Origin of the sequence: Paenibacillus sp. Root444D2, assembly GCF_001426375.1 — a bacterium.
Taxonomy (GTDB): domain Bacteria; phylum Bacillota; class Bacilli; order Paenibacillales; family NBRC-103111; genus Paenibacillus_E.
Map to the genome: position 1 here is coordinate 35447 of NZ_LMEO01000001.1, position 21869 is coordinate 57315.

A 21869-nucleotide genomic window follows, 5' to 3' on the forward strand; every position below is an offset into this window, starting at 1 on the left:
CCCCATTGATAACCATTGTTATGGTTTTATTTGAGAAACATATTCTTAACCCGCGGAGCCTTCAACAGATCTTCATAGCGAAATGTGGTTCCAAGCGCAGATACATCATGCCAATAAAGTGTCTCTTCGATTTGCTGCGCGGTGCTCTCCAATACGTAAGTACCGCAGTTGGAACATTCGATAGCAGGGACATCCAAAATCTGAATCGCCACTCTCCCATCCGGCATGACCCAGTAGCAATCTTTCACGCTTTCACGGATTTCCTCCGTTTCACACCACATGCACTTCATATGCGTTAGTCCTCCCTCATAGTTGTTTAGAACATTCTTATCGCTACCTGATTACTATGCAAAATAAATGCCAACTTTTCGAAATAGGCATCTAGACTTCTTTCAGGGTAAGTTTTCGCGGGAAAAGCTGCCAAACATTTTGCAGTTGCTATTTTTTTGGCAGCAAAAAATTAGAAATCATACGGTATTGCCTGCTTTCAGCACAAACCATGATCTCGTTGCAGTTGGCACCATTTTTGCAGATAGTTGAATGGAACGATTTTAGGGAGAAAGGGGAATGCTGGATGCCAAGTCATCTCCCAACGTATTTAAATCAGGTAGAAAATGGCGAGGATTTTACAGTAAGCTTTTGCCTCGATTTTTTTAACAAAAGATTGCGGGTGGATGACTATCTGGGAAATGTGGATACCATCTGCAAGCGAATAGTGGAAATTGCCAAAGCAAATGCTTTGACCAAAGTGTTTATTAAATCGCGAGAGGATGACTGGCAAACCTTTCTATCCAAAGGCTGCATGCTGGAGGGAATTTATAAAGGATATTTCAACGGTCGCGACGCTTACTGTATGGCTCTGTATGATGATCTTGAGCGGCGGACTAGCGATTATTGGATGGAGGAGGATCACATTCTCAAGCAAGTGCTGGCTCTTCCCCTCAAGCCCAGTCGCCCCTTGATTCCGGAACAATATACACTGCGTATAGCTCGGACGGAGGATGCAGAGCGGCTTTCTGGATTATACGATCAAATATTTCAGACGTACCCAACACCGATGAATGATCCTGAATACGTAGAAAAAACAATGCGCGAGGGTACGATTTATTATCTCGTAGAATCGCCGCATCAACTCATTAGCGCTGCCTCCGCAGAGATCAATAGGGTTTACGCCAATGCAGAAATGACGGATTGCGCCACACTTCCTGCCTATCGTAATCAAGGACTCATGAGACTGCTTATGCATGCTTTGGAAGATGAATTGATCATGCGAAACATCACTTGCGCTTACTCCTTATCCAGAGCCCTTTCTTTCGGTATGAATGCCGTTTTCTTCCAGATGGGATACCGTTATTACGGCAGACTTACGAAAAATTGCGATATCTACGATAAATTTGAGGATATGAATTTGTGGGCCAAAATGTTGAAGTGATTTTACCCCCTTTAAAAACTATATGCGTTTCCTTCTCAAGGAAGAAGAAATGCCTAACTCCTCCCGATATTTGGTCACGGTACGGCGAGAAATTTGAATGCCTTCCTTCCTCATTAGCTCAGCCAACTTTTGGTCGGAGTAAGGCTTCTCATGGTTTTCCCCATGGATCCATTCCTTTATTCTCGCTTTTACGCGTTCCGAAGACGCAGCATCTCCAAGGTCCATTTGCAAACCGGAGGGAAAGAAGTGCTTCAGCTCGAAGATGCCCCATGGCGTTTGAGCATATTTGCCAGACGTCGCGCGGCTGACCGTTGATTCATGCACACCTAATTTATCGGCAATACGCTTCAAAGTCATGGGTTTGAGATGGGAAGCTCCCTTCCAGAAAAAATCGTTCTGTTCCTCCACAATGGCTTGGGCTACGCGGAATATGGTCTTTCGTCTTTGCTCCAAACACTTCAGGAAGAAACTCGCTGAATTTAATTTACCAAAGAGGAACTTTGTTACCTCATTATTGTCGCTGCTATCCTTCACCATGCGTTCGTAATAACCATTAATCGCGAGGCGAGGCGACGCTGCTTGATGAATCAACACAACGAGCTGTTCATCTGCCTTTTCGATGATAACCTCGGGAATCATATATGGCACTGTTTCTGTATAAAATGCTGCGCCAGGCCTAGGATTCAACCCTTTGATCACATCAATCGCAGCCTGAATTTCTTGTGCTGTCACTTGCAGCTTCGTCGACAATTTATGAATGCGATAATCGGCAACATCCTTCAGATGATTACGAATTAGTATGGATAGTAACGGAAAGCACTCCGACAAGGACTGGACCTGAAGAAGCAGACATTCACTCAAATTTCTTGCCCCCACGCCGACGGGCTCGAACCCCTGCAAGATCCTTAGCGCAAGCTCCGCTTGAACAAGATCGACCTTAAACACATCGGAAATTTCATTTAAGGAGGGTCCCAGATAGCCATTATTATCGAGATTTCCGATCATAAACGCGATCATTTTACGAATGGATGGCGGGATCTTTTTTACAAAGCCCAACTGCTCCTTTAAATGCCTTTCTAGGGATACCTCATTCGATGCTGCATGATGCAGGGGGTCATAGATGTAATCACTCCTGCCTGCTGCACTATGGTATTTAGGAGAGGCGCTATAAGCATCCCATTCGTTTCCGGCGAATTCCAATACCGGGTTATCATTCATCTCCTGCTGGACAACCTCCAGCAATTCCGGTGTTGAGAGCTGGAGAATCGTTATGGCTTTTCGCAATTGCGGAGTTAACCGCAATTTTGCGGCTTGCTGTTGGAACATTCCGTATCCTGGGCGCATGTACATCACCCCTTTATGTTTATTGCTTCTATATGTATTCAAGTTCGATCCCTTTTTGTCCATTTCGACTAGAAAGAAAGGGCAATCCAAAAAATCATATTTGGATGTTCGGCCTCTCCCCATTTTTGTACAGCTAAGGTAACCAGGATTTGCTGAGGAACTACGACGCGCTAATTGGCCGAAAAACGCCCGATATCATGAGGAAGAGAAACACGATGCTTTTTTTTCGGTTTTTTGCCATAGGATTAAAACCATTGGAGCAAATACAATGAAATCCAACATCTTTTTCGTGAATACACGATTTCATTGGATACTATGCAATGGGATTTTCCACTAAGCCTAATCACAAGCCATTTTCGAAAAAAACATTGTAATTACTCCAACGGAAATGCTTATAAACATTTTATTTAGGCAATCCTATTGGATATTGTGCAACAGAATCTGACATCCTTAAACGGATTATTTAGCGGAACGTCAGTGTTTAGAAGAACATGAGAGACCGTCGAATTTCTCAGATTGAATCACTTCCTATGCTTCCTTCTGCTAAAGGTACATAAAGCTCATAGTAAAAAACTTGGTCATTACCATGAAGACCCCTTCGTCCAGCAGAAGCTGCGACCAAGGGGCATTGCTGCATGTACTTCCGAAGCTTCTCGGCAGGTTAACACCTTTCTTTCCCTTGCAATCGACAGAAAAATAAAAAAATGAGAAAGCAAGAATAACTTGCCGCCTCATTTTAACGATACTGACTATAATACGATCAAGTAATTTGCTGCATTATCCCCAATACCTCCTGGACACGCAGTGCTCTTTGGCTAACTTATAGCTGCTTAAATCCATAATTTCAATTGATTTGATCGATTCAGGGGAATGGATCATCCGATTGTCTCCGGCATAGATCCCTACATGGTGAATAGCTCCTTTGCCTTCTTCATAAGCGAAAAAGAGCAAATCCCCCGGTTCCAGCTGTTCCTTTGCAATGAGCATTCCCTGCTTAGCTTGGTCAGAGGCGTCTCTTGGAATCGAAATCCCAAAATATCTGTGCATGCTATAAGCAAAACCGGAGCAATCGTAGCCAAATGAGGACATTCCGCCCCATAAATAAGGCAGATCAAGAAATCTTCTCCCCTGCTCCACAATTCCACATCCGATGTGGCCTTCACCAGGTTCGGGGATCAGAGAGCCATCGCTCAAGCGGACCTCGTTCGCTTTTAAATAACCAGCACCCTCTGGTGTCTTCACTTTTACCCATTGTTCAGTTTCATCAAGGACAGGAAGAGAGGTCAGATAGCTCAACTCGATCGAGCGTTCGGACGGATTCCGATACAGCCACGCTTGAGCTGTTATCACTTCCGCTCTCTTCAAGCCAGCTGGGGCTTCCGGCTCTATAACCAGCTGGCATCTTGGCACCCAGCCGGGGTATCCCAAAGCTTCTTTGCGTGTTCCCTGCTGCGGAATGAGCACTTTGATCCAATCTTCCAGTTCTTCTGCAACCAGCACGGAGGTACCATAAAGAATTTGAGTCTGAATCCGGTTCCCTTCCCACAAATCCAGCTTATCGTCTATCGTCATGCGCCTCAGCCATTCTCTAATTTCAACCGGATGCTTTAGAGCAGATTCATCCAAAGGCCTAGGAGATTCCGGCTTCGTCCAAACCGTTGCGACAGAAACAGCGACTATCATCCGTTTCTGCATACTCATGACCCCACTACACTTTCGCTGGGTACCACATCACGAATACCAAGGCCTGCTTCTTTCGGGAAGGTCATCATTCTGCCGTCGTACTTCACACCGCCAACCACAATATCGTTAAGCATCATGAGCGGGGCATCGAAATCGAACCGTGTAATGTTCTTCTTGCTAGCTGCCAGATGAGCTGCTGCTGTCACAGCCACACGAGATTCGATCATGCTTCCAACCATACACTCGACACCGAATTCTTCTGCGATATGGTTAATAATTTGCGCTTTGTAAATTCCGCCGGATTTCATCAGCTTGATATTAATCAGATCGGCTGCGCGGTGTTTCAGCACTTCAAAGGCTTGTGCCGGAGAAAACACACTTTCATCTGCCATAATGGGGGTTTCAACGCTATCTGTAACCATTTTCAGCCCTTCTATGTCGTTAGCCTTCACCGGCTGTTCTACCAATTCAATATCAAGCCCCAAATCCTCCATGCGGCGGATCGTCCGGATGGCGTCCTTTACCTGCCACCCCTGATTCGCATCTATGCGAATTTTCACACTGCTGCCGACACAGCTGCGGATTTCCTTCATTCTTTCAATATCCTCTTGGATATCATCTTTACCTACCTTAATCTTCAATACATTGAAGCCTTCCCGCACATAACGGATAGCGTCTTCTCCCATTTCCTTAGGTGAATTGACGCTTACCGTGTAATCTGTTTCTATGTGATCCTTATATCCACCGAGGAACTGGTACAATGGCAGACCGCAATACTGAGCTACCAGATCGTAAATAGCCATATCTACAGCCGCTTTGGCACTGCTGCTGCCAATCATCGAATGATGAATCTCCTGAAGAATACGTTCGTACGCCAGTAGGTTTTTGCCAATGAGTAAAGGAGTGAACGTATTTACAATTGCCGAATGGATACTATCCAAGCTGTCGCCGGTTATTACGATCGTTGCCGGTGCCTCTCCCCATCCGACTCTGCCATCGTTAGCCTGAATCCGAACGATGATAGACTCCGTTTTATACACCGTACGCAGTGCTGTTTTAAATGGCTTAATGAGCGGAGTCGATTGCCGCATTACTTCAACACTTTGAATGTTCATGTTTGCCTCCTGAAAGTTTTGTGCAGCTATGCAAGCGAAGCGGGCTTATGCCACAAAACGACTTCGGAAGCATAAGCTTATGCCTCTACACCGGGTTCCGTAAATGCCAGCAGCTTATCATAAGTACTCATTTTTGCCCTTATGCCAATCGGAACCGCAATATTGGGAGAGCAGTGGCCGATCTTAAATCCAGCGAGTGTCGGCTTCCCTGCAGAAACGATGTGATCGTTAAATATTTGCTCTAAAGTAAACGACACCTTCCGTTTGTTCGGCACGCAATTGTTAAAATCGCAGATCAGAATGCCGGCCGCATCGGCGAATTTACCTGCTAGCCTTAACTGGTTTAACATCCGATCCAACCTATAGGGCTCTTCGTCAATATCTTCAATAAAAAAGAGTTTCCCCCGCGTGTCCAGCTCATAAGGAGTACCAAGCGTACTAACAATCAAAGAAATGTTCCCGCCCACGAGGGCCCCGAACGCTTCTCCTTCAACTAAGGTTTGCAGAGGGGAAATCTCCTCCGTATAGTGAAGAATAGACGGACGTAGAAGCATTTCATAATTTTGAATCGTGAGCGGGTGCACATCCTCTTTTCCCAGATCGATCAACATCGGACCATGAAAAGTAACCAGACCCGCGAAACGTCCTATCGCCGCATGTAGAAAAGTGATGTCGCTATAGCCCCAGAAAATCTTCGGATTAGCTCGAATGAGTTCATAGTCTAGCATATCCGCTATTCTTCCCGTACCGTAACCGCCACGCGCACAAATGATCCCTTTGATCGCCGGATCGGCGAACATAGCATTCAATTCCGCTGCCCGCTGCTCATCCGTTCCTGCCAGATAGCCATACCGCATAGAGAGGGTATCTCCCAGCCGCACATGGAGCCCCAGCTCCTCCAGATAGGACGAAGCCGCTTTCACTTGATCCTTGTCAGCCCAACTCGCCGGGGCCGTTATGGCTACCGTATCGCCAGGGTTTAACCGCTGAGGCTTTATAAGCTCAACCATCAACGAAGCACTCCTTTCACGACTGAAAAAAAAGGGAGAAGCACCTCTTACAGGTGCATCCCTTGATCATCCGATTTTATTTCAAATCTGCCCACTTAAAGTCGAGGAAGCCGAAAGCGTGTCTAACGACGCCTTCCAATTTTTCGCTTTGCAGGTAAGTGGAGTTATAGAAATAAAGCGGCAGAACTGGAGCTTCGTCCATCAAAATCTTCTCTGCATCGTGCATCATTTTGTATCGTTTAGCCTCGTCAGATTCTACATATGCGTCTTTGATCAATTTATCATAAGAAGCATTAACCCACCCTGTTCGGCTGAACGGATTCGTCGATTGGAAGCCGTCCAGGAAGTTGATCGGATCTGCAAAGTCAGGAAGGAACGAAGAACGGGACAATTGCAGCTGCAGAGCCTTTTGTTCGGTAGTCAGAACTTTACCTTCTTTATTTGCCAGTTTCACATCGATACCTAGGTTATCTTTGAGCATAGCTTGAAGCGTTTGAGCGATCCGTTGACTCACATCATTCGTGTTATAAGTTAAAGTAACTTCAGGCAGCTTCGTGTATCCAGCTTCCTGCATCCCTTTTTCCAAAAGCTTTTTCGCTTCGGCTGCATCAAACTTGATTAGGCTGCCGCCAACCGTGCGGAAGTCTCCACCCGCAGGATCCTTTAGTCCAGGAGATACATAACCGTCTGCCGGTTTCTGCTTTTGCTTTAATACCAAGTCTACAAGCTTTTGTCTGTCTACAGCCGCAACAAAAGCTTTACGAATGTTGACGTTATTGAAAGGTGCCATTTTCACATTAAAGCGGTAGAACGCAGTTCCTGCGGCATCTTCAACCTTCACTTTGTTTTCAGCAAACAATTTATCGCTCATGTCAGCCGGAATGGATCCGGTTGTATGAAGCTCGCCAGTAGTGAACAGCTGGTAAGCGGTGTTGGTATCATTGATCATTTTGAAAGTAACACCCGTCAGTTTTACGTTTGCGGCATCCCAGTACTGGTCGTTTTTCACCATTTTCAGCTCGCTATCGTGCTTCCATTCGGTAATTTTGAACGGCCCGTTACTTACAATCGTAGCCGCTTCGCCGGCCCATTTGGCGTTGCTTTCAACTGTTGCCTTATGTACCGGGAAGAACGCCGGACTGGATACCATGCCAATCAGCCAAGAAGCAGGCTGTGTCAAAGCAACTTCAAGTGTCTTGTCATCCAGAGCCTTAATTTTCACATCGCCCTCTGTCCCCTTACCGGAGTTGAAAGCTTCTGCACCTTCAATGGGATATGCGAGGAAAGCTGCGTCCGAAGCAGTTTTCGGATCCAACAGACGCTTCCATGCATACTCAAAGTCGGCAGCTTTTACAGGATCTCCATTGGACCACTTCATACCGTCACGAAGCGTGAACGTGTACTTTTTCCCATCGGGAGTGACTTTCCACTCTTTCGCCATAGCTGGCTCAGGAGAGTGGTTCTTGCCAAGACGCGTCAATCCCTCAAACGCGTTGTTGACAATATCATAAGAAACTTGGTCAAACCCTTTCGGAGGATCGAGGGATGTCGGTTCTTTTAAGTTGTTGTAAAGGAGAATTTTGGACTTCGTTTCTTTGGCTGCTTCCGTCTGTTTGGCTCCAGACTCTTGCGTTCCGGACCCTGGATCTTTGCTGCATCCGGCTAATAACGTACCGATAACCAATACGGAGCTGATTAGCATTGCTGAAACTTTTTTCATGAGCACTTCTCCCCTTCGTTCATGATCTTATTTATCCTAGAGCCGACATCATGTTACTCTTCATCGGCGGCTGGAATACAAATTGAGAGCGCGGATCCTGAAGCCAGCAGGCAACCGAGTGGCTGCTCGATACAGCAGTCTGCTCCGGCTGATAGGCACCGCATACTTCCATGGCATAACTGCAGCGCGCTGCAAAAGCGCAGCCTTTGGGCGGAGCAAACAGATCCGGCGGTGTTCCCGCAATCGGTGTAAGCGGAAGCGACTTATCTGTGTCCAGACGCGGCATGGAAGCTAGCAGCCCTTTGGTGTAGGGATGCTGCGGATTATGGAACAGCTCATCCACTGTCCCTGCTTCAACGACCTTACCGGCATACATCACATTGACCCGATCGGCCATATTCGCAACAACACCAAGGTCATGCGTGATGATGATAATGGAAACACCAGTTTTCTTCTGGAGCATTTTGAACAGCTCAATGATTTGGGCTTGAATAGTGACATCTAGAGCCGTAGTCGGCTCGTCTGCAATCAGTACGGAAGGCTTGCACACCGCTGCGATAGCGATCATAATCCGCTGTCTCATACCTCCGCTGAACTCATGCAAATACTGCTTCAAACGCATCTCGGGGTTGGAAATGCCTACCAGACCGAGCATTTCAGTTGCTTGTTTACGGGCTTCTGCACGCGATATTTTCTGATGGCGGATGATTCCTTCCATAATCTGCTCACCGATGGAGATGGTGGGATTTAAGGCTGTCATCGCATCTTGGAAAATCATTGAAATTTCAGAGCCTCTTAGCTCTCGCAGCTGCTTCTCACTGAGTAATGTCAGTTCCCTGCCCTTATAGCGGATGCTGCCTTGGCTGATCTTCGAGCTATGCTCGGGAAGAAGGCGCGTCATGCTGCGGGCGGTTACACTTTTACCGCAGCCGGACTCACCTACAATAGCCAAAGTCTCTCCCTTACCTAGCATAAAGCTGACTCCGCGAACCGCCTTCACTTCTCCACCATGTGTGGTGAACGAGACATGAAGATTGTCCACTTCCAATAGAACGTCGGACGAGTTCGTTGCATTCACGTTGGCTACCTCCTCCTCTTCGGATTAAAAGCGTCCTGCAGTCCATCGCCCACCAAGTTAAAGGCAAGCATCGTCATCGATATGAAAAACGCTGGATAGAACAGCCGCCACCATTGGCCTGACAAAATGGTCGACAGGCCGTCGTTGGCCATGACGCCCCAGCTTGCCAAGGGAGGCTGGATCCCTAGGCCAAGAAAGCTTAAGAACGCTTCTGCGAAGATGGCCGATGGCACCGAGAACGTCACTTGCACGATAATGACTCCAAGAGCATTAGGCAGCAAATGTTTGCGGATAATATAACCCGCGCCTCCGCCTAACGTCCTTGCCGCCAGCACGTACTCCGATGATTTCAAACTAAGCACTTGTCCGCGCACGATGCGTGCCATTCCGATCCAGCCTGTGGCACTTAAAGCCACGATAATGGTCAATAGGCCTGGGCCCATGACGACCATCAACAGGATGACGACAAGCAAATAAGGAATCCCGTACAAAAGATCAACGAACCGCATCATGAGATTGTCGATCCGTCCGCCTAAGTAACCGGCAATGCCGCCATATATAATGCCAATTAGCAAATCGATCAAAGCAGCCATGAGACCGATAAATAGCGAGATGCGTGCTCCATAAAGGATACGGGCATAGACGTCACGTCCAAGTTCATCCGTACCGAACCAGTGGGCTGCCGATGGTTTTTGATTGGCATCGAGCAGCACCTGTTTCGAGTAGCTATGATCGGTAAGGAACGGTCCAAGGATAGCCAGCAGCGACATCAATAGAACGATGATTAACCCCACCATCGCCAGCTTGTTTGCACGAAGCCTAATCCATGCCTCCTGCCAGAACGACAGCCGTATTCGGACAATCGCTTCAGCCGTACCTTTACTCTTGTTCATTGGGACAAATAAGGAATCTGGAACGTTCATCCTACCCCTCCTTCCTGTGCAGCTTGATGCGGGGGTCAATGATGCCGTAGGCGATATCTACCAAGAACATCATAAAGACCAAAAGAGCGCTATAGAAAACAGTCGTTCCCATAATCAGCGAGTAATCACGATTATTAATGCCATCAACGAAATATTTGCCCATTCCCGGAATGGCGAAAATCTTTTCGATAACGAAGCTCCCCGTGAGAACGTTGGCTACCAAAGCGCCAAGCAGTGTGATAACCGGAAGCACCGCATTACGGAGTGCGTGCTTAATGACAATTGTTACGGGCGACAGTCCTTTGGCCCTTGCCGTTTCAATATAGTCTGCCGTCAACACTTCCAACATACTGGCCCTTGTCAATCTTGCAATTATCGCAAGAGGCCCTGTCGATAACGCAAGTGCGGGCAGGATGACATGTTTCCAAGTTCCCCAAGTGGCTACCGGAAGGAGCTTCCACTCGACTGCAACATATTTGATCAGCAAGGTCGCCACAATGAAGTTAGGTACCGCAATGCCAATAACGGCAAAGATCATGGCGAGGTAGTCGATGATTCGGTTCTGCCTCAACGCAGCGACAGTGCCGAGCGCGATACCGGTCACGATAGAAATAAGGATGGACACAATACCGAGCTTAAATGAAACTGGAAATCCCCTGTCGATCATTGAATTGACGGTATCGGGAAAGTGACCGATGGACGGTCCAAGGTCCAATGAAAGCAGTGATTTTAGATAAAGCAGATACTGGGTAGAAACGGGTTTGTCCAAATGGTAAAACGCCATCATGTTCTCAACCGCCGTCGGATTCGAATTCTTACCATCCTTTTCAAACGGAGACCCTGGAACAGCATGCATCAGTGCAAAAGTAACCGTAATTATTAGCCACAGTGTGACAATCATGGAGATAAACCTACGAAGAATATATTGTGCCACGCTATCACCCACTCCCGCCTTTTAACAAAATGCCGTTCTCATCGCCAATTCCGTCATAACCAGCATGGCTTGGTAAGCCTCCAAAATATGTTTAGCTTGGAAAGTAACAATTGGGCTGTTATCATCAATGGTCGTGCCTGGCATCAAGTGTGCCCATTCTGCCTGACCGTAGTTGGCAAATTCAATCTTCAGTACCGGATTATCGGGAGGTACGAGCGGCTTGATCTTGCTGCGGTTAACCAATGCTTCCTTCGTTTTTTCCCGGAGCAGCTGTCCGCTTTTTTCCGGGGTTAGGCACAAAGCCGAAGTCCGTGATATCCTCCTTTTCACAATCGCTGTCGTGATTCCCGGAATTAGCTCCTCCGCTTCAATCGCAGTCTCATCGTCCCCAGCTATCAATAGAACTGGTACGCCGTAATGTCCGGCAACATAAGCATTAAAACCCAGTTCGCCAATTACTCTATCATTAATGTACATATTTCGTACTCCGAAGATCATCGTATGACTTAGTACCCCTTTGGTAGCAGCTCTAGTATGATAGCCTAGAAAAGCGGCCCCTTCGAAAGAAGCGTCCAGTCCCTGTACCATAGAAAAAGGCTTCACATCACCTGAGATCAACTGTGTTTCGGGATGGAGCTTCTCGATCAACAGATTGTTCATTTTGGAGTGACTATCATTGACAATGACTTCCTTGCAGCCTTCATCAAAAGCAGTTCCAATAACATGATTAGCTTCATCCGTCATGATGTGCTGCCCACGTGTGTAGTTGTACTGTCTAGAATCGATAAACGTGTTATCGACAAGTCCGGTGATGCCTTCCATATCAATGGAAATATACAGTTTCATAGGTTATCCCCCCATAGTGTAGAGTTGCAAAAACCCAGCAAACAGCCTTGGGAACATTCATTCCAAGAGACTATTTGCTGGGTTTTATTTACGTGTATGTTTCCATACGGATAAATAAAGCAGCTTACACTGTACCGGAAGATTGGAAACCCAGTTCTTCCCGGCCGTTAAGTGCTAATTTATATTTTTTTTGTGCGTCTTTATACGCTACGATCAGAGCCTTTTGGGATGATCCATGATATCTGCGTCGGATTTCCTCCGTCACCACATCAAGGAGCAGCATATTGTGACCGATAAAGATTGAGCGGACAAAATCGGATGTGAGCGGAATTGTGGATGAACATCCTGCATCGATAATTTTATGGCTAGTGGTATCCACGACAAGTCCGATAAAAAATGCGTTGTACTGCTGGGTAATGGGATTGTTCACGGAAGCTTGAGCGTCGCCGATAACATAAATTGTGTCTTTGTCGTATAGCAAACGACCACTCTCCTAATTAGCATTCTGTTCGGTTTCCGAGCGGGATGTGGGAAGGGTATTGCTTCCTACGACCGCCAGAAGCTAGAATACTAATGATGTAATATATTCTAACATCGAATTAACATGTTGTAAATAATGAATCACCTACTAGAGGAAAGTGGCATGCAATAAGCGTGTAAGCTCTTCTTCTGCTTCAAAATAAACGCCCTGCTCTTTTCGTTGGATAAGACCGTTCATCAGCAAAATAAATCCCCATTTCTCCTGTTTATGAAAATACATATCGCTAAGCAGTCCATAAGCATCACCGGAATGTCCAATAAGTCTGTGCCCCGGGATCAGATCGTCTGTAATCTGAAACTGGAGCCCGCAATTACGGAAGAAGCCGGCTCGCCGATGTCCCGACCAATGAGGGGAGTGCATAAGATCCACTGTCTCAGGCTTCAGGATTTGAACGCCGTTCAATTCACCCGTATTTATATGCGCTTTCAAAAAACGCGTTAAGTCATCCACATTTGTGCGCAGACCGCCTTGTGGGCTAAAAAGCGCTCCGTTGGTGCCCGGAACATATCCGCTGTAATCGATTGCGTCCGGTTTTCTTCCACGAAAATCGTCCGTTCCTACCACAAATCGATCATCAACATCGGAATATTCGTAAAGCACAGCAACGGAATCCATATCCTTCAGATCGCCGATATGAAAACTCGTCTCGTTCATTTGAAGCGGTTCGAACAAATGACATTTGCAATATTCGTCAAAACGCTCATTCGAAAGCTGTTCCACGACAGTTGCCAAGATGACGGCACCCAGATTTGAATATTCAAAGCAATCCGGATCCCCAGGCTTCCCTTCTCCCCAGAGGTTGTCCGTGTAATAAGTTCCGCCTGGCAGTAAAATATCCGCAAGACGTTTTTGTGGCGGGTTCTCACTTCGCGAATCAACGACAAATCGAACATATTCATCTTGCAGACCCGAAGTATGGGTCATGATGTGTTTGAGCGTTATCGGTTTATCTGGATACTTTGGATTACGCACCGGAAACCCAAGTAGGTCTCCTACATCCTGATCGATACCGCATAAGCCCTTCTCCACAAGCTGCATAATTGCTGTCGCGACCACTGTCTTCGAAATGGAAGCAATCCGGAAAATGGTTTGAGTCGAAACGGGTATGCGCCTTTCCACATTCGCCCATCCATACCCTCCACTCCAAATCTTACGCCCTTCATAAATCATCGATGCTGCTAAACCAACGATCCGATGCTTGTCCATAATCTGTTGGATCCGTTCATCCAAAGATTTCAAGGCGTTCCTCCTTTGTCCTTTTTTGGCAAAAGAATTTTTCGATATATTTACATTATAATAAAGTCTATTCCTGCTGTGTAGCATTTTTTTTGTTAGCAAAACGCGGGCTTTTGGGAATACGCAAAAACAGTCAACCTTCGACAATTACCGATAGTTTGACTGTTTTCTTAGGATTATGTTAGTAATACCTTTATTTATCCATATTAATTATTAATGTCATTAAATTGATGCATATTCAGTCTTGATAGCTGATTATGCATCAAAAGTCACAAAAATAAAGTAATAATCAAGATTAATTTTCCCAGCATGTTTACTTCAACTTTGAACTCCAAGGCATATCAACTTCACCAAAGCCATCTGCACCTTTAATCTGTTCCTGTTTTGCAAGTCCGATTTGATTGGCGTAATAATCCAACATACCAAAAACAGTAAAACGATGAAATGCAGCATCGAAGGAGGGTTCATTGCGAACATCAGGTCTAATCCTTCTAAGAGTTGATTAAAGCCGTGCCTTTTCCATCTGCATTCTCGTTTACAGGCACATTAAACTTAATGAACTCATTAAATCCATCTGCCACCGTAATAACAGTCACTACACCCATTTTCTTTATTTGAAAAATCCCCCTTTGTTAAACTACATTGATAAGTTTTCCAAAAGGAATGATATTCATCACTTTAACCTGTCCACTATCACAAAAAAAAAGCAGGTCGCCGCGGCGCCTGCTTCATTAGCGTTTTATATTAGTTAACGTTCCTCGTTAGATACTTATTAGCATTAAACCCAACCCGAACGACCATCGCCCACTGTACGCTTTGAAGAGTCTCAGCAATTGAAGAGTAAGATAACATCTGTTGCTTATCAGTACCCTGCAACCCCCAAACTATCGTACTTTCATCAAGCGGGACTTTTTCCTTCTGTTGCAATCTCATCTCCCCTATGATGTTCAGCCCAGCTGGTTTGTCAACCCTGACGGCCGTGCTGGCGTAACCACTTTCGGAAATAAATGCATAAACCAGTTCACTATATACAGTTCCACTCGGATCATGACGGTCCTGAAACGAATATACGAAATCTCCGTCATATTGATAATTACCTTGATTGTTTTTTCCCTGAAAGGTCGTTCCCATACCACTCGATATATTTGTTTTCACGCCGTCTTTCCAGTATTCGATATTGACAGCTAGCATTTGACTTGGCCCTTGGTAATGTAGTGCAACTGCCCCTGACATTGGGCCTAGTAAAGGCTTAAGTTTCATGTTTTCATTTCCGTCAAATAACGATTCTGGAGTCGCTAACCATGTCGAAGCATCTGTTTTGTTATCAATTGTTATTGCAAAGTCCTTAACTTTACGATTTACAGAATCATGTACAACGGCCAAAGAGATCGTGCCCGCAATGACAATTATCGCAAGTATTCCAGTAAACTTATTTGCTCCCATATTTCCCCCTCATTCCATTAACCCTTAAACATAATACCATAATTTGTAATATAAATGCGATGTTACTACCTTTGGAACACACATTGTGTGACATTCCGCTGAATGTTTGCAAAGAAAAAAGTCAGCTGATCTACTTAGACCGGCTGACTTTTCCTATTGTTTTTGAGTTCTCGTTTCTCAAAGCGTCATAGCATGCCCGTGCCTTGTCAAATACGCTTCCTTTTCTTTATAATCCGGCATAATGCTTCCTACACGTCTCCAGAATGATCGATCATGATTCATATGAAGAAGATGACATAGCTCATGGATAATGACATAATCAATAACTTCAACTGGCGCCATGGCTAACCGATAATTGAAGGTTATTTTTTTATCCGAGCTGCAGCTTCCCCACTTGGTTTTTGACTCATCTACCTCAATGATTTTGGGTTTTACTTTCAGTTGAGTTTGATAAATTTTGATTCGTTCCCCTATAATCTTCTTGCAGCTTGAGAAATAGAATTTCTTCAGATTCATTTTCAATTCTTCTTCATTTAACTCATTCGTCTCGATTAATTCATGAAGAAAATAATATTTCCCAAGATGAAGAAACTTTCCGTTATCCTGATACTCTCTTGTCTTCGGAGTTTCTCGAGCTTTCGCAATGAGTTGTACTTTCTCCAGGATCGTTTTCCCATGTTGCTTCACAGCACTCATAACCATCTCCTTACTTGTATCATTAGGAGCTTTAACGGTTATGAAACCCATAGAATCGATATGAATCGTAATCTTTTTTCTAATTCCATATTGAACATTAAATTCTATCGTTTCATTTTCAAATTCAATTTTCATAATCATCATCGTTCCTATAAGGTTATTTATAAATCGTATTTATGTATGTATCAAATCACTAATCCGTTTATTTTGCAAATAAATAAGAAACGCATGATCCCTAACTTGAAGGACCATGCGTTTCTTATCTGGTAATCGATAGTCTAGTCCAGCACCTACTTGCGCAATGTTTGAAGCGCTCCACTCCATGCTATTAATTGATCCAGCATAAGCTTTATATTATTGAGATGCAATTCAGCTGGCTTAAATGAGCTATAATTCTCAAAATCAGTAAATATCGAAAAGGTTGGATGTGCTTTCACATCAGCAACTAGTAACTCTCCTAATATTCCTCTCAAGTGTTCAGCCGCTCGTGCCCCGCCAGTTGAGCCATAACTGATGATACCCGCAGCTTTGTTATTCCATTCCTCACGTGCTAAATCAAGTGCATTTTTCAAAGCACCAGTAATGCTGTGATTGTATTCTGGCGTAATAAATACAAACCCATCAAGGCTTTTCAATTTTTCAGTCCAATTTTTGATTTGTTCTTCGCTGCCCGCGTCACCAAAAAAGGGCAATTTGTAATCTGCGATATCCACTAACTCGTAGTTGGCATCTCCGCGTTTATCTGCAATTTCCTTAACCCAATTTCCAACTTGTGGACTCACCCGTCCAGGTCTTGTACTTCCCAATATGATTCCGATTTTCAACATTATAATGTGCCTCCTCGATATGAATTCCTATTTTGAGTGTATGATTTGATTCTGCATGTATTCACTGTTGCTAATTGATTGCATGCGGAAATTAGTTGCCTTGTATTTGGCGCCACATTGTCATCATATCAATCCAACCGCGATGTTCGGCAATCTTACCATCTACGACTCGATATTGACGGTACAGCGTGACATCAATTGAATTGCCTGTAGGTGAGTTTCCAAAAAACACCCCTTTATGCGTACCTTTCACAACCATTCTTACGATTACCTTCTCCCCTTGGGCTATGATCTCTTCCACCGTATAGCGTTTATCAGGAAAGGCCTCTAATATTTTTCCAGCAAATTGTTTCAGACCTTCTTTAGATTGATATGAGTGCTCTTGATAATCAGTTGACAAAAATTGTTCTGTACTATCCATATCACTTTGATTCCAAAAAGACTCGATAAACGCTGTTACCGTTTCAATATTTTTCTGTTCAATAGTCATCACAATAATACATCTCCTTTGTTTTGGTTAATTGGCTTTAATTTGGGGCAAAAGTGACGCTGTATCGAACCAACCACGATGCTCGACAATCTTGCCATCTACTACTCGAAATTCACGAAACTGAGTGGCTTTAATTAAATTGCCCGTAGGTGAATTTCCTGCAAACGTACCTTTATGCGTACCTGTCATAAAAATTCTTGCTATTACCTTCTCCCCTTGGGCTATGACCTCTTCCACGGAGTAGTGTTTATCAGAAAATGCTTCCCCTATTTGGTTAGAAAAAAATTGATCTGTACGATCCAAATCATTTTGATTCGAGAAAGCCTCAATAAATGCTGTTACCGTTTCAATGTTTTTCTGTTCAATCGATTTCATAATAAAACATCTCCTTTTTTGTGCTTAATTGAAATGCTTTGAGACAACAATATTTTTCAAACTGGGTGATTATGTTAAAATATCTAGTCGAGTTAGATGGGTCTGTTTGTCGCCGGCTGACAATCAAACTTGTTTGTGCTAATATGTGACTATACTGTCACCTTTATAATACGTTACCATTTGGTAACATGTCTATAACAAAAAAAGCATGCTCGTAAGCATACTGTGAGAAGGAGGCGTTCCAAGTAGATAACGATATATTTAAGGCACTTGCTGATCCGAGCCGTCGCACACTATTAGACCTGCTTCACGCAACTGATGGGCGAACGTTGAACGATCTTTGTACCCCTTTACAAATGTCAAGATTCGGTGTAATGAAGCATCTTAATATTCTGGAGGAAGCTAACCTCATTACCACCAGAAAAGTTGGCAGAGAAAAGCTGCATTATCTAAATTCAGTGCCCATACGGCAAATTTACGACAGATGGGTGAGCAAATACGCCGAGCCCTGGGCTATCGAATTAACATCTCTTAAAAACGAATTGGAGCGTGAAACGAATATGGAGAACAAACCTCGACATGTAAATCGGATTGCTATTAAAGCGACACCCGAACAAGTTTGGCAAGCACTTACAGATCCGGCCAAGACGTCTAAGTTTTGGTACAATTGCTCGATCCGATCCAACTGGGAAATCGGCTCCTCTTTCGAACTATGGAACCCAGAGGAGAAAAAACTAGCAGAAGGGATCATTCTCGAAATAGCTCCTCCGCATAAGCTGGTTTTGAGTTGGCAGTTCCCCGCTTTTCCAGACACGGCCTCTGAGAGCCCTTCACGTATAACGTGGGAAATTGATTCACATACCGAGTTAAACGGTGTGACCCTTGTAACCGTCGTGCATGATGAGTTTGAACAGGCCATAAACACTGCAAAGATTCTTGAAATGGGTCTACCGGTTGTACTTTCGGGAATGAAGACATTGCTTGAAACCGGGTCAACACTCACTATTGATTAATAATAGCAATTGAGAAAACGATGTTTCTACATTAGCGTCCAAATCACTTCTCGAATAATTGGTTTGATCTTGGAAACTCTAATTCAATGAAAGGAGGTTCAAACATGGTTGAGTACACAAATATTCAGGACAACTCCGAAGAAATAATGAATTGTATTGTTAACTGCGACACCAACACCGAGCAAGATCAGAAAAAAATAGACAAAAACCTTTTGAACAGCATCCCGAACGAAGAAGAATATATCGATGAACCTTAGTTCTTTAACCGCCTAATATGGCGGTTTTATTTATTAATGACTTATGAATCTCGCCTTACTTCGTGCTTCTCTTCTCTCCCGTCCATACGAATGTAGCTGCCGCGCCAGCCGGAAGCGTGTAGAAGAACGACTTGTTTCCCCGCTGCACCTTGAACTTCCTTCTCTCCGCAGCTGAATTAAACGCGATGAGCACCTCGGATCCGTCCGGATTTCGGAAGGCGACGTCCTCGATATTTCCGCTGCCCAGCGTGTTCGAATCAATCCTATATGCTCCAGCCCTTATAAACTTACTCGCATGCCCAAATGAATAATACTCCGGGTTATAGGAGATTGCCCCGGTCTTTTGATCGATTTTCACGAAGCCGCGGCAGTTGGGACAGCCCCCGTTCTTTGGTCCATTCAATTCATCAAGGGCCAAATTCCACTTCAGCACCGTCTTTGCGAAGTAGCGAGTCGAGCCGATGATGAGGTTCTGCATATCCCACTTCAGACTGCCCGCGAAATCAGGGGCCCAATTTCCTCCCGAGCTCTCCGTGAAGTAAATGTCTTTATTCGGAAACAAGTCGTGCACCTTCTGCTGGCTGGACACTTCGCCTGCATAACCGTGGAACGCAGAGCCTGCAATGTACTTGCTTGCTTCCGGGTCGGTCAGAATCTGAATCGGAAAGTACGGTTCATCCCAGTTGTGATCCCATATCACGATCTTCGTTCCAAGCTTTGCCTTCTCAAAGGCTGGACCCAGATGAGATTTGATAAAATTCGCTTGATCAGCCGGTTCCATTCTCATCCCCGGGTATCCGTCAGGCTCGAAGTGGGGCTCATTCTGCGGCGTGATAGCATCGATGACAACCCTTCTGCAGCATAAGCCTGAACGAACTTCGTGAAATAATCAGCGTAGGCTTGATAAAAGTCCGGATTCAAGCTTCCTTTAATCAAGGAGTCTGACATCTTCATCCAGGCCGGCGCGCTCCAGGGAGAGCCCATGATTTTCAGATCCGGATTGAGGTCCTTGGCCTTGCGCAGGGTCGGGATGATGTAAGCTTTGTCATAATCGATCGAAAAGTTATGCAGATTCGGATCCGTTTGCCCTTCTGGCACATCATCGTACGTGTAGCTCTTTAACGAGAAATCCGTGGCTCCCATCGGGAGCCGCAAATAGCTAACGCCGATGCCTTGCTTATGATCGAACAACTTATTCATCAGATCGCTTCTTTGCTCAGAATTCAGCTTGTTCGCAATCAGCCAGGCGGACGAATCCGTCATAGCCGCACCGAAGCCATCAATCTGCTGATACTCCTTCTCCCAGTCGATGACAATGGTAGTATTATTCGGTGTGTTGTCCTTTACCCAAACTAGATCCGCCTCTTGATGAAGCAGCTTACTTTGATCGGCTGTGGTGATCCACATGTTCACTGGGCTTTGTGATGAATGAAGACCGTACTTATGGAAGCCGAGCATCGCAATCAGCACAATGATCATGCCCAACACAATCGGTATTGATTTACCCCTCATCGTTCCCACTTAAAAGTAACGGCTGCTTCCCCATCAATCGTGTACTCGAATGTCCTTTCATAGATTGCAACGGTGAACGTTTTCGGCTTCGTCGTTCGGTTTGAAACAATCAATACCTTGGAACCATCCACGTTGCGAAACGCTACCGTTTCCAAGTCGTCTTCGAACGTGTTGGATTCGATCCGATAAGCACCTGGACTCACAAACTTGCTGATATGTCCGAGGGTGTAGTAATCAAGATTATACGTAAGCTCTCCTGTCTGCTGATTGATCTTGACCACGCCGCGGCACGTGCTACGGGACAGGACGGTAGGTCCGTTGTTCTCATCCAGAGCTATGTTCCACCAAATAACTGACTTCGACCAGTTTCTAGTCGTACGGATCACATGCTTCATCTGGTCCATGAACGCGTCGTGGAACGGCGGAATCCACTGCCCTCCGGATGCCTCGGTAAACCAAACATCCTTATCCGGGAACTGTTCCTTAATCTGCGACATTGCCTCGTGGCGCCCTCCGTACACGTGCCATGCGGTTCCTGCGATATACTTGCTAGCTTCGCGGTCTTCGTAGATCTCACGGGGATGGCCGGGAGCGTCCCAGTTATGGTCGTAGCACATGATCTTGGTCGGCAACTTCCGCTTAGCTAGGCGTGGTCCTAAGTGCGATTTGATAAACGCGGCTTCTTCCGCCGGCTTCACAATCATGCCCGGGTATTCCTTCGGCTCGTAGCCCGGCTCGTTTTGCATGGTAACCGCATAGATTGGAATCCCCTCCGCTTGATAGGCATCTAGAAACTTGACGAAATAATCTGCATAAACCCCGTAGCAATCCGGCTTCAACGTGCCGCCGATCATCGCATCGGAAGTCTTCATCCAGCCCGGTGCGCTCCATGGCGAAGCCATCACCTTGAGCTCAGGGTTCAACTGCAAAGCCTGATGGATAACAGGTATAATGTAGGTCCGATCGTGATCGATTGAAAACCTTGCAAGCTCATAGTCGCTTTCTCCAGGCTCGACATCGTTATAGCTATAGATCTTCCATGCGAAATCACTAGCTCCCATCGGCTGACGTATGAACGAAATCCCAATGCCCTCCTCCCGGTCAAATAGCTTCCGTATGAGATCACCCCTAAGCTCCTCAGTTAAAGCGTTATACACCAGCCAGGCCGAGGCATCGGTAAAAGAAGCTCCAAAACCGTCCATCTGCTGATAAGTGACCTCTTCGTCAATAATGATCAAGTAATCAGTTATATCCTTATTACTTTCGGAAAATGTAAGCGATTCCATTTGTGTTAATTTTTTCGACTCATCCATCGTCGATTGCCATACTTGCACGTTGCTCATAACGTCAGCTCCTCAACCCGATTCTAAAAAACAAGAGGCCAACGTCTAGCT

At 45.3% G+C, this 21869-nt stretch carries 22 protein-coding genes and 1 pseudogene; 3 read left to right on the forward strand and 20 right to left on the reverse strand.

Annotated elements, in window-relative coordinates; translation table 11 throughout:
- Window positions 1-26: 26 nt before the first annotated feature.
- Complete coding sequence (locus ASD40_RS00160; protein ID WP_057301344.1) at window positions 27-290, reverse strand: YokU family protein; 264 nt, start codon at window positions 288-290, stop codon at window positions 27-29.
- A gap of 284 nt (window positions 291-574) precedes the next feature.
- Here ASD40_RS00160 and ablB point away from each other — a divergent pair, with 284 nt between their 5' ends.
- Window positions 575-1432, forward strand: coding sequence for a putative beta-lysine N-acetyltransferase (ablB, locus tag ASD40_RS00165; protein ID WP_057301345.1), 858 nt, complete (start codon window positions 575-577; stop codon window positions 1430-1432).
- Between the two features lie 18 nt (window positions 1433-1450).
- On the opposite strand, the gene rpoN is transcribed toward ablB, so the two are convergent.
- The 16 genes from rpoN to ASD40_RS00245 form a co-directional block, all read right to left on the reverse strand.
- A complete protein-coding gene (rpoN, locus tag ASD40_RS00170; RefSeq protein WP_057301346.1) occupies window positions 1451-2776 on the reverse strand; it encodes an RNA polymerase factor sigma-54 in 1326 nt (441 codons plus the stop codon).
- 777 nt (window positions 2777-3553) lie between these two features.
- Complete coding sequence (locus tag ASD40_RS00175) at window positions 3554-4471, reverse strand: C40 family peptidase (RefSeq protein ID WP_321166588.1); 918 nt, start codon at window positions 4469-4471, stop codon at window positions 3554-3556.
- A 2-nt stretch (window positions 4472-4473) separates the two neighbouring features.
- Complete coding sequence (locus ASD40_RS00180; RefSeq protein ID WP_057301348.1) at window positions 4474-5574, reverse strand: dipeptide epimerase; 1101 nt, start codon at window positions 5572-5574, stop codon at window positions 4474-4476.
- Window positions 5575-5651: 77 nt separating this feature from the next.
- The gene (locus ASD40_RS00185; protein WP_057301349.1) at window positions 5652-6584 is read right to left on the reverse strand and encodes a S66 peptidase family protein; all 933 of its coding nucleotides are present in this window, start codon (window positions 6582-6584) and stop codon (window positions 5652-5654) included.
- A gap of 76 nt (window positions 6585-6660) precedes the next feature.
- Entirely contained in the window at window positions 6661-8304 is a 1644-nt protein-coding gene (locus ASD40_RS00190; protein WP_057301350.1) for a peptide ABC transporter substrate-binding protein, read from the reverse strand.
- 31 nt (window positions 8305-8335) lie between these two features.
- On the reverse strand, window positions 8336-9382 hold the full coding sequence (locus tag ASD40_RS00195; protein ID WP_057301351.1) for an ABC transporter ATP-binding protein: 1047 nt from the start codon (window positions 9380-9382) through the stop codon (window positions 8336-8338).
- Between the two features lie 5 nt (window positions 9383-9387).
- Entirely contained in the window at window positions 9388-10305 is a 918-nt protein-coding gene (locus ASD40_RS00200) for an ABC transporter permease (RefSeq protein ID WP_057301352.1), read from the reverse strand.
- 1 nt (window position 10306) lies between these two features.
- Window positions 10307-11239, reverse strand: coding sequence for an ABC transporter permease (locus ASD40_RS00205; protein WP_156389841.1), 933 nt, complete (start codon window positions 11237-11239; stop codon window positions 10307-10309).
- A gap of 21 nt (window positions 11240-11260) precedes the next feature.
- A complete protein-coding gene (locus tag ASD40_RS00210; RefSeq protein ID WP_057301353.1) occupies window positions 11261-12085 on the reverse strand; it encodes a M55 family metallopeptidase in 825 nt (274 codons plus the stop codon).
- A 124-nt stretch (window positions 12086-12209) separates the two neighbouring features.
- Window positions 12210-12566 (reverse strand): DUF3870 domain-containing protein, encoded by a 357-nt coding sequence (locus tag ASD40_RS00215; RefSeq protein WP_057301354.1) that lies wholly within the window; start codon window positions 12564-12566, stop codon window positions 12210-12212.
- 147 nt (window positions 12567-12713) lie between these two features.
- On the reverse strand, window positions 12714-13865 hold the full coding sequence (locus ASD40_RS00220) for a serine hydrolase domain-containing protein (protein WP_057301355.1): 1152 nt from the start codon (window positions 13863-13865) through the stop codon (window positions 12714-12716).
- Between the two features lie 741 nt (window positions 13866-14606).
- Entirely contained in the window at window positions 14607-15305 is a 699-nt protein-coding gene (locus ASD40_RS00225; RefSeq protein ID WP_057301356.1) for a hypothetical protein, read from the reverse strand.
- Window positions 15306-15482: 177 nt separating this feature from the next.
- Window positions 15483-16136, reverse strand: a complete 654-nt coding sequence (locus ASD40_RS00230; RefSeq protein ID WP_057301357.1) for a M48 family metallopeptidase — start codon at window positions 16134-16136, stop codon at window positions 15483-15485.
- Between the two features lie 155 nt (window positions 16137-16291).
- A complete protein-coding gene (locus ASD40_RS00235; protein ID WP_057301358.1) occupies window positions 16292-16828 on the reverse strand; it encodes an NADPH-dependent FMN reductase in 537 nt (178 codons plus the stop codon).
- A gap of 91 nt (window positions 16829-16919) precedes the next feature.
- On the reverse strand, window positions 16920-17318 hold the full coding sequence (locus tag ASD40_RS00240; RefSeq protein ID WP_442952620.1) for an ester cyclase: 399 nt from the start codon (window positions 17316-17318) through the stop codon (window positions 16920-16922).
- 27 nt (window positions 17319-17345) lie between these two features.
- Window positions 17346-17693, reverse strand: a complete 348-nt coding sequence (locus ASD40_RS00245; protein WP_057301360.1) for an ester cyclase — start codon at window positions 17691-17693, stop codon at window positions 17346-17348.
- Between the two features lie 257 nt (window positions 17694-17950).
- Here ASD40_RS00245 and ASD40_RS00250 point away from each other — a divergent pair, with 257 nt between their 5' ends.
- Both ASD40_RS00250 and ASD40_RS36920 read left to right on the forward strand, forming a co-directional pair.
- Window positions 17951-18706: an ArsR/SmtB family transcription factor gene (locus ASD40_RS00250; RefSeq protein ID WP_057301361.1), complete on the forward strand. Its 756-nt coding sequence runs from the start codon at window positions 17951-17953 to the stop codon at window positions 18704-18706.
- A 104-nt stretch (window positions 18707-18810) separates the two neighbouring features.
- Window positions 18811-18963: a hypothetical protein gene (locus ASD40_RS36920; protein WP_154669613.1), complete on the forward strand. Its 153-nt coding sequence runs from the start codon at window positions 18811-18813 to the stop codon at window positions 18961-18963.
- Between the two features lie 55 nt (window positions 18964-19018).
- Here the strand turns inward: ASD40_RS36920 and ASD40_RS39305 are convergent, their stop codons facing one another.
- The 3 genes and pseudogenes from ASD40_RS39305 to ASD40_RS00260 all read right to left on the reverse strand — a co-directional run bounded on the left by ASD40_RS39305 (window position 19019) and on the right by ASD40_RS00260 (window position 21818).
- On the reverse strand, window positions 19019-19321 hold the full coding sequence (locus ASD40_RS39305; RefSeq protein ID WP_442952621.1) for a glycoside hydrolase family 30 beta sandwich domain-containing protein: 303 nt from the start codon (window positions 19319-19321) through the stop codon (window positions 19019-19021).
- Window positions 19304-20475 (reverse strand): annotated as a pseudogene (locus ASD40_RS39310) (glycoside hydrolase family 30 protein); the annotation flags it as partial. The pseudogene ASD40_RS39310 and the gene ASD40_RS39305, both read right to left, overlap by 18 nt.
- Complete coding sequence (locus tag ASD40_RS00260; protein ID WP_057301362.1) at window positions 20472-21818, reverse strand: glycoside hydrolase family 30 protein; 1347 nt, start codon at window positions 21816-21818, stop codon at window positions 20472-20474. The gene ASD40_RS00260 and the pseudogene ASD40_RS39310, both read right to left, overlap by 4 nt.
- Window positions 21819-21869: the final 51 nt, after the last annotated feature.

Coding starts and splice junctions, on each gene's coding strand:
- ASD40_RS00160 (WP_057301344.1), bottom strand. CDS start 290: ATGAAGTGCATGTGGTGTGAAACGGAGGAAATCCGTGAAAGCGTGAAA.
- ablB (WP_057301345.1), top strand. CDS start 575: ATGCCAAGTCATCTCCCAACGTATTTAAATCAGGTAGAAAATGGCGAG.
- rpoN (WP_057301346.1), bottom strand. CDS start 2,776: ATGCGCCCAGGATACGGAATGTTCCAACAGCAAGCCGCAAAATTGCGG.
- ASD40_RS00175 (WP_321166588.1), bottom strand. CDS start 4,471: ATGCAGAAACGGATGATAGTCGCTGTTTCTGTCGCAACGGTTTGGACG.
- ASD40_RS00180 (WP_057301348.1), bottom strand. CDS start 5,574: ATGAACATTCAAAGTGTTGAAGTAATGCGGCAATCGACTCCGCTCATT.
- ASD40_RS00185 (WP_057301349.1), bottom strand. CDS start 6,584: ATGGTTGAGCTTATAAAGCCTCAGCGGTTAAACCCTGGCGATACGGTA.
- ASD40_RS00190 (WP_057301350.1), bottom strand. CDS start 8,304: ATGAAAAAAGTTTCAGCAATGCTAATCAGCTCCGTATTGGTTATCGGT.
- ASD40_RS00200 (WP_057301352.1), bottom strand. CDS start 10,305: ATGAACGTTCCAGATTCCTTATTTGTCCCAATGAACAAGAGTAAAGGT.
- ASD40_RS00210 (WP_057301353.1), bottom strand. CDS start 12,085: ATGAAACTGTATATTTCCATTGATATGGAAGGCATCACCGGACTTGTC.
- ASD40_RS00225 (WP_057301356.1), bottom strand. CDS start 15,305: ATGGGAGCAAATAAGTTTACTGGAATACTTGCGATAATTGTCATTGCG.
- ASD40_RS00230 (WP_057301357.1), bottom strand. CDS start 16,136: ATGAAAATTGAATTTGAAAATGAAACGATAGAATTTAATGTTCAATAT.
- ASD40_RS00235 (WP_057301358.1), bottom strand. CDS start 16,828: ATGTTGAAAATCGGAATCATATTGGGAAGTACAAGACCTGGACGGGTG.
- ASD40_RS00240 (WP_442952620.1), bottom strand. CDS start 17,318: ATGACTATTGAACAGAAAAATATTGAAACGGTAACAGCGTTTATCGAG.
- ASD40_RS00245 (WP_057301360.1), bottom strand. CDS start 17,693: ATGAAATCGATTGAACAGAAAAACATTGAAACGGTAACAGCATTTATT.
- ASD40_RS36920 (WP_154669613.1), top strand. CDS start 18,811: ATGGTTGAGTACACAAATATTCAGGACAACTCCGAAGAAATAATGAAT.
- ASD40_RS00260 (WP_057301362.1), bottom strand. CDS start 21,818: ATGAGCAACGTGCAAGTATGGCAATCGACGATGGATGAGTCGAAAAAA.